Here is a 17,075-nt window from a genome sequence, read left to right as displayed (position 1 = left end):
GCCTGCTCAGGCCAGCATCGGTGCGATCGCGCTGCGCGGTACCGCCGCCTGCAGCGCGCCACCGGCGCCGGGCATCATCTCGCCCTGGCCGAAGAAGAAGATCACCGAGTCGTCGGTGATCGCGAACTCCTGGTACTTGGCGGGATCGAGGCCGTCGGCCGGCGAGATCGGCGCGTCCACGCCGATCTGCCGGGCCACCGCGGACTGCACGATCGGGAAGATCACGTCCAGTGGCCGGGCATCCGGTTTGAACAGGGTGTCGAAGGTGATCGGAGCCTGCGCCTCGACATCCCAGTTGAAAGACTTGTACCAGGTCTGCGGGCGGGCACCCCCGACGTTCTCGTACACCTCGAAGACCACGCTGCTGGTTCCGGCGTCCTCGGGACCGGACCGGTAGGCCCGGCCCTTGCCGTCCAGCACATAGGGCAGATTCCACGACCCGGGCATCTCCGAGACGTTGACGAATCCGTCACGGGTCTGCGTCAGATAGGCCGTCAGGGCCTGCTGGTCCGGGTAGTCGGCGGGGAAGGTGAAGTCCAGCCGGTAGGTGGGGTTCTCCGCGAACACGTGACAGATCTGTTCGTCGTCGACCGTGCCGCCCAGGTCCGCGCAGGCCGTCTGGGCCGCAGCCGCCGGGGCGGCTGCCCAACCCGCCACGACACCGGCGGCCAACAGGGCAGCGGCGAGAATTCGCATCGTCGTCCTCAATCTCGGCGCCGACTCGGTCCACGGCGCTGTTGCTGCCAGGGTACGTGGCTGATCAGCGTGACGGACGACATATGAATGCCGTTGCCCGGCTTGCCGCCCCGGACCCCAGCCGGGTCACCACGACGGAGAGCTGAGCCGAGCCACGAAGTCGAAGACGTGACCGCAGCGCATCGGGATCGACGTCGACCCCTCGGACCAGGATCTCCACCGCCCCCACATCTCGAACCGAAAGCACCCGACGCAACTGTCTTTCATTGAACGCCAGCTGCTCGAGGACCTCGAAGCCGCGCACCCCGTCGGGCAGGGTGTCCCCCGACAGATAGGCGATGTCGGGATCCAGCTGCCACAGACCGTGCCGAACGGCGTAGTGGCGCACCAATCCGGCGCGCACCACCGCGCCGTCGGGGTCGACGATCCAGCGGCCGACGGGGGCCACCGCGCACTCGTCCGGCTGCGCGTCGGTGATCTCCTCTGCACTGTCGAGCAGGGTCGCCCGGCGGCGCACCCCCGTCTCGGTGAGTCCGGCAGACCACAGGCACGCTTCGCGCACACTGCCCGCAAGCGAGGTGACCTCCACCTCTCCGTGGAACCCGAGCTGCCGCAGCACGGCGAAATCAACTCCGGGAGCACACTTCACGACGTAGTCACGCCCGCCCAGCACCTCCAGCAACCGGTCCAGCGGTGGCAGATACGCGCGTGGGTCGAACCGCCGCCTCGACGCACTGCGCCGTGCCGGGTCGACGACGACGACGGCGTCGGCGGTCACCGGCCGCAGCGCGTCCGCGCGGCACAGCGGCACGACCGGGCCGTCTGCAGCCAGATTGTGGCCGGCCATCGCCAGACGCACCGGGTCGATGTCGCTGCCCACCACATATTTTGCCGAATGCCGAAGGGCCGCAAGCTCGGTGCCGATCGAACACGTGGCGTCGTGCACCGTCGCGCCGGCCAGCCGTCGCGCCCGGTGCCCGGCGACCGGGCCGGCCGTCGCCTGCTGGAGCGCTTCGTCGGTGAACAGCCAGTCCGACGCGTCGGCGAACTTCGCAGCGGCTTTGCGCCGCAGCATCACGGTCTCCACCAAAACCGCCGCCCGGTCACCGAAACGCGTTCGTGCCGAATCGATATCGGCGATCAGACTCCGACTGTCGAGGCGATACCCCGCGACCTCGGCCAGTGCCAGCTTCCCGGCATCACTGCAGAGATACTGCACATCGTCGAGGCCGAATGCTACGACGGCTTGACCCCGGTCACCATGACGTTGTAGAACCAGCCCTTCGGAACGACCCGGCGCCAGAGGTTGGCGTCCACCCAGGACAGTGTGGTCCAGCTGCCGAACGCGAACTTCGCCCAGCCCCAGCCCAGCTTGCCCGGCGGCACCGTCGACTCGAATGTCCGGACCGGCCAGCCCAGCATCGCCGCGGTGAACTCCTCGCTCGCGGTGTGCACCTGGACAGCACCGGCCGAGCGAGCCATCGACTCCAGCTCGGCGGGGTCGAAGGTGTGCAGGTCGACGATCCACTCCAGGGCCGCGGCACGCGAGTTCTCGTCGAGTTCGGCCTGCGGACGACGCCAGCCGGCCAGACCGGGCAGCTTCATCGCCGCCACGGTGGACTTCCACGTCAGATCGGCCAGCCGGCGGGCGTAGGCGTTGCCGACGGTTGTGGGTTCGCCCGCGAAGACGAACCGGCCACCGGGCTTGAGCACCCGAACCACCTCGCGCAACGACAGCTCGACGTCGGGGATGTGGTGCAGCACCGCGTGCCCGACGACCAGGTCGAACGTGTTGTCGTCGTACGGGATGCCCTCGGCATCGGCGATCCGGCCGTCGATGTCCAGCCCGAGCGACTGACCGTTGCGGGTGGCCACCTTCACCATGCCCGGGGACAGATCGGTGACCGATCCGCGTCGTGCGACCCCGGCCTGGACCAGGTTGAGCAGGAAGAACCCGGTACCGCAGCCCAGCTCCAGGGCGCGGTCGTAGGGCAACTCGCGCTGCACGCTGTCGGGCACGATCGCATCGAAGCGGCCGCGGGCGTAGTCGATGCATCGCTGGTCGTAGGAGATCGACCATTTGTCGTCGTAGCTCTCGGCTTCCCAGTCGTGATAGAGCACCTGGGCAAGCTTGGTGTCGTGGCGGGCGGCCTCGACCTGCTCCTCGGTCGCGTGCGGCGTCGGAGCCGGCACGGCGACATCGGGGTAGGCGCCGGGTTCCTTCGTTTCCGTCATGCAGGGCAGCCTAACGTGCGGATCTGCTAGCCGAACGACGCCTTCGCCGCCCTCAACGTCTCCGGCGGATAGTCAAGAAACCGGCCGGCCCACGTGGCGGCAGCGTCGTACACCCCGTCCGGTGCCACCATCTGGTCGATCAATCCCAGCTCCAGCGCCTCGCGCGCGTCCACGAAACGTCCGCTGAACACCATGTCCTTGGCTTTGCTGTCCCCGACCGCGCCGGCCAGCCGGCCGGCACCGCCCCCGGCGGGCACCAACCCCGCCAGGATCTCCGTCGCGCCGAACTTCACGTTGTCACCGCTGACCCGCCAGTCTGCCGCCAGCGCCAGCGTCAGGCCGGCGCCGAGCGCGTACCCGGTGATGGCGGCGACGGTGGGTTTGGGTACCGCGGCGATCGCGTCGACCGCCTGCTGGCACACCCGCGCCGCCGCGTCGGCCTCGGCAGCGTCCAAGGTCTGCAGCTCGGGCATGTCAGCGCCGGCCGAGAAGATCTCGTGACCGCCGAACACGATGACCGCGCACACGTCGTCGAGCCGGCCGACCTCCGCGGCCGCCTTCGCGAGCTCGCGGCAGACCTGGCGGGTCAGCGCGTTGGTGGGCGGGCGCGACAGCAGCAGCGTTGCGATCCGCGCCGGTTGCGCGCCCTGGGCGACGGCGCGCTCGTCATGCTCGGAGAGCACCACGCTGACAAACTCGGTCACGCGAGCGGCGCCCCGTCGGTGTAGCCCTGGGGAGCGCGCCGGTTGCGCGCGTCGTTGTAGCGGTCACTGTTGAAGAACTCGATCTCCCAGTTGCCACCCTTCGCTGCAGAGAGATGGGGTTCGACGGCCACGATCTGACGCTCCACGGCGAGCACCTCGGCCACCGACCGCCCGTGCAGGGCGTCGAGCTGGGTCCACGTCGGCGGCAGCAGGAAGCTGCGTCCGTCAGCGAAGTCGTCGAGCGCGGCCTGTGGGGTCACCCAGTCGGCCTTGTCGGTCTCGGTGTTGTCGCCGTCGGCACGCTGTCCCTGCGGGATCGCCCCGACGAAGAAGTACGTGTCATAGCGTCGGGTGCGCTCCTCTTTCGGGGTCACCCAGTTGGCCCAGGGGCGCAGCAGGTCCGCCCGCAGCATCAGCTTCTCGGAACGCAGGAACTCACCGAACGACAGACTCTTGTTCTCCAGTGCCGCGCGCTGCTCGCGGTACACCGACGCGTCGTCGACGAGCAGGTCCGGGTCGTCGGCGGCACCGGCGAACAGCACGCCACACTCCTCGAACGTCTCCCGCGCCGCGGCGCACACCAGCGCTTCGGCGAGCTCGACGTCTATCCCGAACCGGTCGGCCCACCACTGCCGGTCGGGCCCGTGCCAGGCGACGTCGGCGTTGCGGTCGCGGTCGTCGACACCGCCGCCGGGGAACACCATCACCCCGGCGACAAAATCCATCGCGGAGTGCCGGCGCATCAGGAACACTTCGAGTGCCTGCTCGTTCTGGGGCTGATCCCGGATGAGCATCACCGTCGCGGCGGGCCGCGCAGGCAGTGGCGCGGCGGGGGCTGCCGATGGGTCTGTCATTTCCGCCTCCTGTGTGCCGCGCGGCTTCGTGCACGACGCGCGAAGTAGCGCCCGTCGATGACGTCGAGCGCGATGGACTGCCCGAACGCAGTGGAGAGGTTCTCGGCGGTCAGCACGTCAGGCAGCAAGCCCGAGTCGACCACCCCGCCTTCGGCGAGGATCAGGCCGTGGGAGAACCCCTGCGGGATCTCCTCAACGTGATGGGTGACCAGCACCATCGCCGGGGAGTCCGCGTCGACGGCCAGGTCACCGAGCCGGGCGACGAGTTCCTCCCGGCCGCCGAGGTCGAGTCCGGCCGCGGGCTCGTCGAGCAGTAGCAGTTCCGGGTCGGTCATCAGCGATCGCGCGATCAGGACGCGCTTGCGCTCGCCCTCGGACAGGGTGCCGTAGCTGCGCTCGGCGAGGTGCTCGGCGCCGACGCTTTCCAGCATGTCGACCGCCTGGTGGTAGTCGATCTCGTCGTACTGCTCACGCCACCGGCCGAGCACCGCGTAGCCCGCCGAGACCACCAGGTCCCGCACCACCTCGTCGTCGGGCACCCGCTGGGAAAGTGCCGAACTGCTCAGCCCGACGCGCGCCCGCAGTTCGGCCATGTCGACCCGGCCCAGCCGCTCCCCGAGCACGTAGGCGGTGCCCGAGGACGGATGTTCCATAGCCGCGGCGATCCGCAACAGCGAGGTCTTGCCCGCGCCGTTGGGACCGATGACCACCCATCGCTCGTCGAGTTCGACCGACCAGGTGACCGGACCGACCAGGGTCCGCCCGCCCCGGCGCAGCGTGACCTCGGCGAAGTCGATCAGCAGGTCGGGATCGGCGGTTGCTTCCTCTTCATCAGACCTGTCGACTGGCACCCGCTCATCGTAGTCAGGCGGCTTCGCCGTCAGCGGTCCCGCACACCGTGACCGACGACGCCGAAATCACCCCAGCGCGATCACCCGGTCCGCGGCGGGGGTGCTCGCTGCCACCAGCGCGGCGTTGCGCTGGTCGACCTCGGCGACCCAGGCACGGGCTGCGGCCGGGCTCTTGCCGAACTCCACATGGCGGGCGATCAGCCGACGCAACCGGGTCTGCTCGTCGGCGGCGACGAACCACACACAATCCAGGGCCCGGCGGGCGCGGCCCCATACCGGGTCGTCGAGCAGCAGGTAGTTCCCTTCGGTGAGCACCAGCTGCGCCGTCGGCGGCACCACCAACGCGCCGGCCACCGGCTGCTCCAACACCCGGTCGAACCCCGGGGCGTAGACGTCGGTGTCGAGTTCGGTACGCAGCCGCTCCAGAAGGTGGGCATACCCGGCGGCGTCGAAGGTCTCGGGTGCGCCCTTGCGGTCCAGCAGGCCGAGCCGGCGCAGCTGGCCGTCGGCCAGGTGAAAACCGTCCATCGGCACGTGCGCCACCCATCCCGGGCCGCGACGCTCCTCGATCAGCTCACACAGCTTCTCGACGAGCGTGGTCTTGCCGGCTCCCGGGCTGCCGGCGACGCCGAGTACCGCGCGGGGCTTGTTCTCCCCCATGGCGAGGGCGTCGGCCGTCAGCGACTCCAGCGTGTGTCGGCCGCTCACCCCTGCCATCATCACGGCTGCGTGGCGCACGATCCACCCCGGGACCGGCGTCAGCCGGCGCGGCCGGCCGTCAGGCGTGATCGGGGAACCGGGTCCGCATGGCGTCGAGGTCGTTGAGTTCGCGGCGACGGTCGGCAGTGACATCCCAGCGATCCCACGACTCGACACAACCCGACGGACGCATCGCGGCGAAAGCCAGCCTGCGCTTCAGCTCCACCAGCCGAGCCACCCAGATCGATAACCAGTTTTTCATCATGGTGAGTAGTTTCTGGGCCCCTGGCTTGCCAAACAATATCCACTTCACCAATACTGGCCTCAATGACTGCGGTAATGGCGGCGCGCTCGCTCGATGTGGACCTCTTGGCACGTGAGCTGGGCAACTGGCGCACCTCCACTCGCAGCGGACCGGCCTATCACGGCCTGGCCGACGCCATCCGGTTGTTGATCGTCGACGGCAGGCTCCCGGTGGGGGCGCGGCTGCCCAGCGAGCGGGTGCTGGCCGAGGCGCTGCGCGTCTCGCGGACCACGGTGACCGCTGCCTACACCCAGCTGCGTGAGGACGGCTACCTCAACGCCCGCCGCGGCGCGCGCAGCACCACCGCACTGCCCGTCACGTCCGCGATCGCCGCGCCCATCTCGGCACCGACCCTCAGCCTGGCCGGCGCAGCGCTTTCGGCGCCTGCCTCAGCGGTGATGACGGCCTTCGCCGAAGCCGCCGACGACGTGGCACCCTACCTGCAGGGCATGGGCCACGAACTCGTCGGCACCGTCGCCCTGCGCCAGGCCATCGCCGAAAGATATTGCGAGCGCGGCCTTCCGACCGAACCTGACGAGATCATGGTGACCACCGGCGCCCTGCATGCCATCGGGTTGATTCTCACGGCGTACCTGCAACCCGGCGACCGTGTCCTGGTCGAGCAACCCACGTATCACGGTGCGCTGTCCGCGATCACCACCGCGGGCGCACGCCCGGTTCCCGTCTCGATGACCGAGCACGGCTGGGATCTCGAAGCATTGGAGGCCGCTGTGCACCAGTTGGCCCCGAACCTGGCGTACCTGATCCCCGACAACCAGAACCCGACCGGGCACACGCTACCCGCCGCCGATCGAAAGCACCTGGCGCACATCATCTCCGAGACCCGGACCCGGACCATCATCGACGAGACCATCACTGACATCTGGCTCGATGAACCCGCTCCCCCGCCGTTGGCCACCGAGCTGAGGAGCCGACACGATCTGGTGCTGACGGTCGGATCGATGTCCAAGTCCTTCTGGGGCGGGCTCCGGATCGGCTGGATCCGCGCCGAGCGCAACACCATCGCCACCCTGGTCGCGCTGCGGCCGTCGGTCGACATGGGCACCCCGATCCTCGAACAACTCGCGGCGGCAAAGCTTCTCACGCAGCGCGACGATCTGTTGCCGCAGCGCCGGGAGATCCTGCGGACCCGCAGGGCGTTTCTGCGGTCCCTGCTGCAGCAGCACCTGCCCGACTGGCAGCCGGGTCCCGGCGCCGGGGGGATGTCATTGTGGGTGCGACTTCCCGCGCCCGTGAGCACCGCCCTGTCGGCCGCCGCGTCGCGGATCGGCCTCGAACTGCCTGCCGGACCGCGCTTCGGCGTCGACGGGACACTGGAACGCTTCGTGCGCGTCCCGTATGCATTGCCCGAGGCTCAGCTCACCGAGGCGGTGGTCCTGCTCGCCCGGGCGTGGCACAGCGTGACCGGCTCCGCCGCACCGGAGCCCACCACCGTGGTGGTCTGAGCCCGCCTCTCGCCGGAATTGCATTCCAGCAGAAAAAGTTCGAGACGAGCTCTGCCGGAATGCCGTTCCGGCGAAAGGTGATCCTAGTCGGGGATGTCGACCCGGCGCACGACGCCGTCCATGGCGTCGGCCGCCTCGATCTCGCCGCGGGTGACGCCCAGGACGAACAACACCGTGTCGAGGTACGGATGGCTCAGGGAGGCATCGGCGACCTCGCGCAGCGCCGGCTTCGCGTTGAACGCCACCCCCAGGCCCGCCGCCGACAGCATGTCGATGTCGTTGGCACCGTCACCTACGGCCACCGTCTGCTCCATCGGCACGCCGGCCTGCTGAGCGAAATCGCGCAGCGCCTTGGCCTTTCCGGGCCGATCGACGATGTTGCCGACCACCCGGCCGGTCAGCTTGCCGTCGACGATCTCCAGTTCGTTGGCGGCCACGAAGTCCATCGTCAGCTCATGCGCGAGGGGTTCGATCACCTGGCGGAATCCGCCGGAGACGATGCCGCAGTGATAACCCAGCCGGCGCAGCGTGCGCAGCGTGGTGCGGGCTCCCGGGGTCAGTTCGATCTGGTCGGCCACTTCGTCGAGCACCTCGGCCGGCAGCCCCTCCAGCGTGGCGACCCGGCGGTGCAGCGACTCGGCGAAATCGATGTCGCCGCGCATGGCCGCCGCGGTCACCTCGGCCACCGCGGCCTCGGCACCGGCGTGCGCGGCGAGCATCTCGATGACCTCGCCCTGGATCAGCGTGGAGTCGACATCGAAGACGATCAACCGCTTGGCGCGCCGCGACAGGCTGTAGTCCTCGATCGCGATGTCGACGCGTTCCTCGACGGCCACCTGGGCCAGCACCGTCTGCAGTTGGCGGTACACCCCGGACGGCACCGACACCCTCAGCTCCAGGCCCGTCACCGGATAATCCGACACCCCGCGGATGAAATCGATGTTCACCCCCAGAGACGCCGCCTCTCTGGCCACCACGCCGAACGCCGAGGCACTGATGGGCCGCCCCAGCACCACGATGGTGTGCGTGGAGGGCTCCGTCATCACCACGATGGCGTCACTGCGCTCGATGGTGACCTCGAGGCCGACACCGTGGATCGCCGACTCCACCTCGGCCGGCAGCTCAGGGCCGCCTGTGACCTCGGCAGGGCCGCCCACGAGCACCCCCAACGTCAACCGGCCGCGGATGACGACCTGTTCGACGTTGAGCAGATCAACCCGGTGCCGCGACAGCACCTCGAACAGCGCTGACGTGACACCCGGCTGATCGCGGCCGGTCACGGTGATCAGGAGCGACGAGCGCGTGCGCGCCGAGCCGAGGGAATCGGCCGCCTCTGATGCGGTCACCCCCGAGTGCCGCCCACGCGCTCCGTCAGGTGCGGACCTTCTCGTCATCGAGCCTGGTGACGTCGCCGTCGTCGGGTCCGTGCGCACGACCCACGTGGGCCTCGCGTCGCATCCGCTCGACCATGTGCGGATAGTGCAGTTCGAACGCCGGACGCTCGGAGCGGATCCGCGGCAGCTCAGTGAAGTTGTGCCGTGGCGGCGGGCAGCTGGTGGCCCACTCCAGGGAGTTGCCGTAACCCCACGGATCGTCGACGGTCACCACCTCGCCGTAGCGCCAGCTCTTGAAGATGTTCCACAGGAACGGCAGCGTCGAGGCACCGAGGATGAACGCGCCGACGGTGGACACGATGTTCAGCGTCGTGAACCCGTCGCTGGGCAGGTAGTCCGCGTACCGCCGCGGCATGCCTTCGTCACCGAGCCAGTGCTGCACCAGGAACGTGGTGTGGAAGCCGATGAACGTCAGCCAGAAGTGCAGCTTGCCCAGCCGTTCGTCGAGCAACCGCCCCGTCATCTTCGGGAACCAGAAGTAGATCCCCGCGTAGGTGGCGAACACGATCGTGCCGAACAGCACGTAGTGGAAGTGCGCGATCACGAAGTAGCTGTCGGTGACGTGGAAGTCCAGCGGCGGGCTGGCCAGCAGCACACCCGACAGGCCGCCGAGCAGGAACGTCACGATGAACCCGACGCTGAACAGCATCGGTGTCTCGAACGTCAACTGGCCCTTCCACATCGTGCCTATCCAGTTGAAGAACTTGATGCCCGTCGGGACCGCGATCAGGAACGTCATGAAACTGAAGAATGGAAGCAGCACCGCGCCGGTCGCGTACATGTGGTGTGCCCACACCGCCACCGACAGCGCCGCGATACCCAGCGTCGCGTAGATCAGCGTGGTGTAGCCGAAGATCGGTTTTCGGCTGAACACCGGGAAGATCTCGCTGACGATGCCGAAGAACGGCAACGCGATGATGTACACCTCGGGGTGACCGAAGAACCAGAACAGGTGCTGCCACAGCAGCACACCGCCGTTGGCCGGGTCGTAGACGTGTGCGCCCAGGTGCCGGTCGGCGGCCAGGCCGAACAGCGCCGCGGTCAGCAGCGGGAACGCGAGAAGCACCAGGATCGACGTCACCAGGATGTTCCAGGTGAAGATCGGCATCCGGAACATCGTCATGCCGGGGGCACGCATGCACACCACGGTGGTGATCATGTTGACGCCGCCGAGGATGGTGCCCAGACCACCGACAGCCAGGCCCATGATCCACAGGTCACCGCCTGCGCCGGGTGAGTGGATCGCGTCGGTCAGCGGCGAGTACGCCGTCCAGCCGAAGTCGGCCGCACCGCCCGGGGTGATGAAGCCTGCGGTAGCGATCAGCGCACCGAACAGGAACAGCCAGAACGAGAACGCGTTCAACCGCGGGAACGCCACGTCGGGCGCGCCGATCTGCAGCGGCAGCACCAGGTTGGCGAACCCGAACACGATCGGCGTCGCGTAGAACAGCAGCATCACCGTGCCGTGCATGGTGAACAGCTGGTTGTACTGCTCGTTGGACAGGAACTGCAGACCCGGCACCGCCAACTCGGTGCGGATGAACAGCGCCATCAACCCGCCGATGAGGAAGAACGCAAAGCAGGCGACGCAGTACATGATGCCGATCAACTTGTGATCGGTGGTCGTGATCAGCTTGTAGATCAGGTTGCCCTTGGGACCGAGCCGCTCCGGGAAGGGTCGCCGGGCCTCGAGTTCTCCGATTGGGGGCGCTTCGGCTACCAACAGGTCCTCCAACGTTTTCGCAAGCCACCGGGCAGGGTCCCGGGCTGTCCCGACGATCAATTCGCCGGCTCGCCGACGGGTGTTCGTTATGAATCTTAGCCCCCGAACCCGTCCGCGGTCGGGGTGGTCCTACAAACGGTCGTATTCGATTCCGGGTCGTCGGCTGAACAGCCCCGAACTGCCCGGATGTTACCGTCGGCGACGTGCTGTTCAGGCGAGTACAGGCGGGCCGCCGGAGCCGCCGGTCGGTGCGGTCCGCGGCGGTGGGCGCCCTCGTCGCCACCCTCGTTCTCAGCGGTTGCGGAGCAGGTGACACACCGGTGCCGGGCAGTGGCGAGGACTCGGTCATCACCAGCACCACGCGGATCGCCGGTGCCGGAGTTCTCGGCAACGACCGACGACCCGACGAGTCATGCGCGCCCGAGCCGGCCGCGCTCGACGAGGGCCCGCCGGAGCGTGAGGTGGGCAATGCGGTCGGGCATGCGGTGACGCCGCCGTTGCCGGAGACGACGCTGGTACCCGCCGACCCGCAGCGCATCGTGGTCCTCGCCGGGGATCAACTCGACGCGCTGTGCGCGTTGGGACTTCAGTCCCGCATCGTCGCTGCCGCACTCCCTGACGGGTCGGACCAGCAACCGTCGTACCTGGGCAGCGTGATCCACGACCTACCCGGCGTCGGGAGCCGCGGCGAGCCCGACATCGCCGCCGTCGAGGCGGCGCAACCGGACCTGATCCTGGGATCGGTGGCCCGAACCCCCGAGGATTTCCCGGAGCTGTCGGCGATCGCGCCGACGGTGTTCACCGGACCCCCGGGTGCGGCGTGGAAGGACAACCTGCGCACGGTCGGCGCCGCCACCGGCCGCGGCGGGGCCGCCGACGCGTTGATCGAGGACTTCGACCGCGCCGCACAGAAGACCGGGACCGACAACGACGCCACCCATTTCCAGGCGTCGGTGGTGCAGTTCACCGACTCCACGATGCGCGTCTACGGCGCCGACAACTTCCCGGGAAGTGTGCTCGCCGACGTCGGTGTCGACCGCCCGGCAGCGCAACGGTTCACCGACAAACCCTTCGTCGAGGTAGGAATCTCCGAGGCCGATCTGGCGGACTCGGCGGACCTGTCCATCGCCGACGGAGACATCGTCTACATCTCCTTCGCCTCGGCCGAGGCCAAGGAGCGCGCCACCGAGGTCATGGACGGTGACGCGTGGCGGCGGTTGTCCGCCCACCGCGACAACCGGGTGTTCGCGGTGAACAATGAGGTCTGGCAGACGGGCGAGGGCATCGTCGCCGCGCGCGGCGTCCTTGCCGATCTGCGGTGGGTCAACGCCCCGATCAACTGAGACGGCCGGCCCCCGGTCGGATGTCACAGCCTCGATCGGGACTAATGCCGCCCGCTCCCCCGTTGTGCACCCTTGGAGCCGCATCGTCGCGGCAGCATGCCCGCAGGTGTCGCAGCCGCGACCCGCGCAATCGCCAAAACAAAGAGGACGTGATGATGAGCACTGTTTCCGCCTACGCGGCCACCTCGGCTGTCGACCCGCTGACCAGGACCACCATCACCCGCCGCGACGTCGGCCCGCACGATGTGGCCTTCGACATCCACTTCGCCGGGATCTGCCATTCCGACATCCACACGGTGCGCGCGGAGTGGGGCAAGGTGAAGTATCCGCTGGTACCCGGCCACGAGATCGCGGGCATCGTCACCGAGGTCGGATCCGAGGTCTCGAAGTTCGGCGTCGGCGACCGAGTCAGTGTCGGATGTTTCGTCGACTCGTGCCGGGAGTGCGAGTACTGCCGTGCCGGCGAAGAGCAGTACTGCAACAACCCCGGGATGGTCGGCACCTACAACGGCGTCGGCCGCGACGGGCAGCCCACGCAGGGCGGGTACAGCGGAGCGATCGTGGTCGACGAGAACTACGTGCTCCGGGTCCCGGACGCCATCTCATTGGCGGATGCGGCTCCGCTGTTGTGTGCGGGCATCACCACCTACTCGCCGCTGCGGCACTGGAACGCCGGGCCCGGCACCCGGGTCGCGGTGATCGGCCTGGGCGGTCTCGGGCACCTGGCGGTGAAGCTGGCGGTGGCACTCGGAGCCGAGGTCACGGTGCTCAGCCAGTCGCTGAAGAAGATGGAGGACGGTCTGCGGCTGGGCGCCTCGGAATACCACGCCACCAGCGACCGGGACACGTTCAAGAAGCTGCGTGGCAGCTTCGACCTGATCCTCAACACCGTCTCGGCCAACCTCGACCTCGGCGCCTACCTCGGGTTGCTCAAACTGGACGGCACCCTGGTCGAGCTCGGGATGCCCGAGCACCCGATGGAGGTGCCGGCACCCGCGCTGATCTTCGGCCGCCGCCGGCTTTCGGGTTCGTTGATCGGCGGTATCGCCGAGACCCAGGAGATGCTGGACTTCTGCGCCGCCCACGGCGTCACCCCCGAGATCGAGGTCATCGAGCCCGAATACATCAACGAGGCCTACGAGCGCGTGGTCGCCAGCGACGTCCGCTACCGGTTCGTCATCGACACGGCCTCACTGCGGTAGGTGTCGGCTAGAAGTTCCAGTCCTCGTCTTCGGTGTTGACGGCCTTCCCGATGACGTAGCTCGAACCCGAGCCGGAGAAGAAGTCGTGGTTCTCGTCGGCGTTGGGGCTCAGCGCCGACAGGATCGCCGGGTTCACGTCGGTCTCGTCGCGCGGGAAGAGCGCCTCGTAGCCCAGGTTCATCAGCGCCTTGTTGGCGTTGTAGCGGAGGAACTTCTTGACGTCCTCGGTCAACCCCACCCCGTCGTAAAGATCCTGGGTGTATTCGACCTCGTTGTCGTAGAGCTCAAAGAGCAGCTCGTAGGTGTAGTCCTTGAGCTCGGCCTTGCGCGCCTCGTCCTCGAGCGCCAGACCCTTCTGGAACTTGTAGCCGATGTAGTAGCCGTGCACGGCCTCGTCGCGGATGATCAGCCGGATCATGTCTGCGGTGTTGGTCAGCTTGGCCCGGCTGCTCCAGTACATCGGCAGATAGAAACCCGAGTAGAACAGGAAGCTCTCCAACAGCGTCGAGGCCACCTTGCGCTTGAGCGGATCGTCGCCCTTGTAGAAGTTCATCACGATCTCGGCCTTGCGCTGCAGGTTCGGGTTCTCCTCCGACCAGCGGAACGCCTCGTCGATCTCCACCGTGGAGCACAGCGTGGAGAAGATGTTGCTGTAGCTCTTGGCGTGCACCGACTCCATGAACGCGATGTTGGTGTAGACGGCTTCCTCGTGCGGGGTCAGCGCGTCGGGGATGAGGCTGACGGCGCCGACGGTCCCCTGGATGGTGTCCAGCAGCGTCAAGCCGGTGAACACCCGCATCGTGAGCTGCTTCTCGTGGGCGTTGAGCGTTCCCCAGGACGGGATGTCGTTGGAGACGGGCACCTTCTCCGGCAACCAGAAATTACCGGTCAGCCGCTCCCACACCTCGGCGTCCTTGTCATCCTGCAGGCGGTTCCAGTTGATCGCGGAGACGCGGTCGATCAGCTTCATACCCTCGGACACCAGGACCCCATTTCGCCGGATTTGCAGTGGCTGTACCTGTTCTACAAGCCGACCCCGACACTACAACTTGTTGGGGCTCAAAAGCTGTGACGCCGCAACATCTTGTGTTGGCGTGTCGCGCCCTCGCCGCAGAAACGTGTACTCCGAGGCCTTGAACCGGCGCGTCGCCAGCCAGTACTGCCACGTCATGCCGCTCCACAGGGTGCGGTTCACGCCGTGCTCGTCGAGGTACCAGCTCTGGCAGCCGCCGGTGCTCCAGACCGTACCGCGCAACTCGTCCTGGAGTTCGTCGTTGTAGCGGTCCTGCGCCGACCGTGTCGGCGCGAGCGCGCGGGCGCCTGCCCGGTCCACCGCGGCGATGGCCTGGGCGGCGTAGCGGATCTGCGACTCGATCATGAACACCACCGAGTTGTGCCCCAGCGCGGTGTTCGGGCCGAGCAGGAAGAACAGGTTGGGCATGTCGGCGACGGTGATGCCCCGCAGCGCCGCGATGCCTTCGGCGTTCCAGCGGTCGACGAGGTCCTCCCCGCCGGGGCCCTTGATGTCGACATAGGTGTAGGAGTCGGTGACGTGGAAACCGGTGGCGAACACCACGACGTCGACCGCGCGCTCCACGCCGTCGGCGGTGACGATGCCGTTCGGGGTCAGCCGCGCGGTGCGGTCGGTGATCACCTCGGCCTTCGGGTCGGCGATGCCGCGGTAGTAGGTGTCGGAGTTGAGGATCCGTTTGCAGCCGGCCCGGTAATCGGGCGTGAGCTTGCGGCGCAACTCGCGGTCCTTGATCGACCGCCGGATGTTCCACTTGCCGAGCAACTCGCCGATCTTGAGCAGCCGGGGCTGCCTGGTCATCGCGAAGCCGACCGATTCGTGCACCCAGTAGATGCCCGCGCGCATCGCGGCCCGGGTACCCGGCACGTTGGCGAACACCCGGCGCATCCCCTCGGGGATCGGGTTGTTCGGCCTGGGCATCACCCACGCCGGTGTGCGCTGGTAGAGCTGGAGTGACGCAACGTCCTTGACGATCTCGGGCACGATCTGGATGGCGCTGGCGCCGGTTCCGATGACGGCCACCCGCTTGCTCGCGATGTCGACCGAATGGTCCCACTGCGCGGAGTGGAAGGCCGCTTTGCCGGCCGCCAGGAAATCGTCCAGACCGTCGAACTCCGGGACCAGCGGGATGTGCAGGCCCCCGGCCCCCGAGATCAGGAACTGCGCGATGAACTCACGACCGTCGGTGGTGAACACGTGCCAGACGAGCTCGTCGTCGTCCCACTGTGCGCGGTCGACGTGCGCGCCGAAGTGGATGTAGCGACGCAGCCCGTACTTGTCGGTGACGCCGAGCAGGTAGTCCTGGATCTCGGGCTGAAAGGACCACATGTGGGTCCAGTCGGCCTTCGGCTCGAACGAGAACGAGTACATGTGCGCCGGGATGTCACAGGCACACCCCGGATAGGTGTTGTCACGCCAGGTGCCGCCGATCTCGTCGGCCTTCTCCAGGATCGCGAACTCCACACCCCGACGCTGCAGTTCGATGCCCATCCCGAGCCCGGAGAACCCCGAGCCGATGATCAGGGCGCGGGTGCGCACCGGGGCGCGGTCGACCGAGACGTTCTCGATGTGTTCACTGACGCTCATGGACCCGACTGTACCTGGGAACGCCGGTACCGGTTAAGTCGATGGATTCAGGCGACCTGCTCGCGGCGCTGCACACCTTCATGCAGGGGCACGTCCGGGTCGATGCGGATACCGAGCACCTCACAGGTGCCGTTGATGGAGCCCATCATGATGGTGGTCAGGTACTCGACGAACTTCTCCGGCGGCAGCCGCCGCGGGGTGTCCCCCGCCGAACCCAGCCACCAGTCGGTGGCCGATGCCGCCGCCCCGAACGTGGCGAACCCGGCCATCTCGAAGGCCGCACCGTCGAGCTCCATCTCCCGCAGCTCGTTGCTGAACATGTCGGCCATCGCCAAGGTGATCTCGCGACCCTCGTTCAGCGCGCGAATCGTCGACTCACTCTGCTCGGTGAAGCGGCCCAGCATCAGGAAACGCACCACGTTGGGGTGTTCGTCGACCAGTCGGACGTACTGCTCGACCGCACGGCGGATCACCGCGCTGGCGGGGTCTTTCGCGATGTCGATGGCCGGGAAGATCGCGGCCCACAACATGTCCCTCATCCGCTGGCCGATGGCCTGGAAGAGGTCCGACTTGTCGGTGAAGTGCCGGTAGATCTTCGGCTTGGCGGTGCCGGCCTCCTCGGCGATCTCCCGCAGGGACACCTCCGGCCCCAGCCGGTCGATCGCCCGGAAGGCGGCGTCGACGATCTCGGACCGCACCTTCTTGCGGTGCTCACGCCAGCGCTCACTACGGGCGTCGACCTTGACACCCGATTCTTCGGAGGAGCGCGCCCTCGACCCTCGTCGCACGCGGCCACTGTACCCGGGTCGACGTCGCTGACCTGCTCAGACCCTCGCGGACTGCGAATGATTACCGAACTATTAGGGAATCTTCCCGGCGAGATGGCTGACACCGACTTGGGTACTATCGCTGCGACAAGCCGATCGACGAGACGAGATTCATGACGCAGCGATACGACCTGGTTATCGCCGGTGGAGGGCCTTCGGG

Annotated in this window: 16 protein-coding genes; 3 read left to right on the top strand and 13 right to left on the bottom strand. The window is 67.8% G+C overall.

Annotated features, from left to right (window positions below):
- Positions 1 to 6: 6 nt before the first annotated feature.
- The 8 genes from WA944_RS14385 to WA944_RS14350 form a co-directional block, all read right to left on the bottom strand.
- Complete coding sequence (locus WA944_RS14385; protein ID WP_526647065.1) at positions 7 to 696, bottom strand: esterase; 690 nt, start codon at positions 694 to 696, stop codon at positions 7 to 9.
- 64 nt (positions 697 to 760) lie between these two features.
- Entirely contained in the window at positions 761 to 1,975 is a 1,215-nt protein-coding gene (locus WA944_RS14380) for a THUMP-like domain-containing protein (protein ID WP_526609686.1), read from the bottom strand.
- Entirely contained in the window at positions 1,933 to 2,931 is a 999-nt protein-coding gene (locus WA944_RS14375; RefSeq protein WP_526374026.1) for a class I SAM-dependent methyltransferase, read from the bottom strand. The genes WA944_RS14380 and WA944_RS14375 overlap by 43 nt, the downstream gene beginning before the upstream one ends.
- A gap of 26 nt (positions 2,932 to 2,957) precedes the next feature.
- Positions 2,958 to 3,635 carry an enoyl-CoA hydratase gene (locus tag WA944_RS14370; RefSeq protein ID WP_526609680.1) on the bottom strand — a complete coding sequence of 226 codons (678 nt, stop codon included), beginning with the start codon at positions 3,633 to 3,635 and terminating at the stop codon, positions 2,958 to 2,960.
- Positions 3,632 to 4,489 carry an NUDIX hydrolase gene (locus tag WA944_RS14365; RefSeq protein ID WP_526375959.1) on the bottom strand — a complete coding sequence of 286 codons (858 nt, stop codon included), beginning with the start codon at positions 4,487 to 4,489 and terminating at the stop codon, positions 3,632 to 3,634. Before WA944_RS14365 ends, WA944_RS14370 begins: the two co-directional genes overlap by 4 nt.
- Entirely contained in the window at positions 4,486 to 5,340 is an 855-nt protein-coding gene (locus WA944_RS14360) for an ABC transporter ATP-binding protein (RefSeq protein ID WP_526375961.1), read from the bottom strand. The genes WA944_RS14365 and WA944_RS14360 overlap by 4 nt, the downstream gene beginning before the upstream one ends.
- A gap of 66 nt (positions 5,341 to 5,406) precedes the next feature.
- Entirely contained in the window at positions 5,407 to 6,057 is a 651-nt protein-coding gene (locus tag WA944_RS14355) for a nucleoside/nucleotide kinase family protein (RefSeq protein WP_526375967.1), read from the bottom strand.
- A gap of 61 nt (positions 6,058 to 6,118) precedes the next feature.
- A complete protein-coding gene (locus WA944_RS14350; RefSeq protein WP_526647064.1) occupies positions 6,119 to 6,304 on the bottom strand; it encodes a hypothetical protein in 186 nt (61 codons plus the stop codon).
- Positions 6,305 to 6,366: 62 nt separating this feature from the next.
- Here WA944_RS14350 and yczR point away from each other — a divergent pair, with 62 nt between their 5' ends.
- On the top strand, positions 6,367 to 7,809 hold the full coding sequence (gene yczR / locus WA944_RS14345) for a MocR-like transcription factor YczR (protein WP_526609684.1): 1,443 nt from the start codon (positions 6,367 to 6,369) through the stop codon (positions 7,807 to 7,809).
- Between the two features lie 83 nt (positions 7,810 to 7,892).
- Here the strand turns inward: yczR and serB are convergent, their stop codons facing one another.
- Together serB and ctaD are read right to left on the bottom strand one after the other, a co-directional pair.
- On the bottom strand, positions 7,893 to 9,155 hold the full coding sequence (gene serB / locus WA944_RS14340) for a phosphoserine phosphatase SerB (RefSeq protein ID WP_526371866.1): 1,263 nt from the start codon (positions 9,153 to 9,155) through the stop codon (positions 7,893 to 7,895).
- A 25-nt stretch (positions 9,156 to 9,180) separates the two neighbouring features.
- The gene (ctaD, locus tag WA944_RS14335) at positions 9,181 to 10,926 is read right to left on the bottom strand and encodes an aa3-type cytochrome oxidase subunit I (protein WP_370329557.1); all 1,746 of its coding nucleotides are present in this window, start codon (positions 10,924 to 10,926) and stop codon (positions 9,181 to 9,183) included.
- A 203-nt stretch (positions 10,927 to 11,129) separates the two neighbouring features.
- Between ctaD and WA944_RS14330 the strand changes: the two genes are divergently transcribed.
- Positions 11,130 to 12,269, top strand: a complete 1,140-nt coding sequence (locus tag WA944_RS14330; RefSeq protein WP_526647063.1) for an iron-siderophore ABC transporter substrate-binding protein — start codon at positions 11,130 to 11,132, stop codon at positions 12,267 to 12,269.
- 155 nt (positions 12,270 to 12,424) lie between these two features.
- Positions 12,425 to 13,471: an NAD(P)-dependent alcohol dehydrogenase gene (locus WA944_RS14325; RefSeq protein WP_526374095.1), complete on the top strand. Its 1,047-nt coding sequence runs from the start codon at positions 12,425 to 12,427 to the stop codon at positions 13,469 to 13,471.
- 7 nt (positions 13,472 to 13,478) lie between these two features.
- Here the strand turns inward: WA944_RS14325 and nrdF are convergent, their stop codons facing one another.
- The 3 genes from nrdF to WA944_RS14310 all read right to left on the bottom strand — a co-directional run bounded on the left by nrdF (position 13,479) and on the right by WA944_RS14310 (position 16,876).
- Entirely contained in the window at positions 13,479 to 14,441 is a 963-nt protein-coding gene (gene nrdF, locus WA944_RS14320) for a class 1b ribonucleoside-diphosphate reductase subunit beta (protein WP_526647069.1), read from the bottom strand.
- Positions 14,442 to 14,513: 72 nt separating this feature from the next.
- A complete protein-coding gene (locus WA944_RS14315; RefSeq protein ID WP_526647062.1) occupies positions 14,514 to 16,088 on the bottom strand; it encodes a flavin-containing monooxygenase in 1,575 nt (524 codons plus the stop codon).
- Positions 16,089 to 16,135: 47 nt separating this feature from the next.
- Positions 16,136 to 16,876, bottom strand: coding sequence for a TetR/AcrR family transcriptional regulator (locus tag WA944_RS14310; RefSeq protein WP_370332824.1), 741 nt, complete (start codon positions 16,874 to 16,876; stop codon positions 16,136 to 16,138).
- Between the last annotated feature and the right edge of the window lie 199 nt (positions 16,877 to 17,075).

Origin of the sequence: Mycobacterium sp., assembly GCF_049683355.1 — a bacterium.
GTDB lineage: Bacteria > Actinomycetota > Actinomycetes > Mycobacteriales > Mycobacteriaceae > Mycobacterium.
The sequence above is the reverse complement of the archived record's forward strand: the minus strand, read 5'-3'. Positions and strand labels throughout refer to the sequence as shown.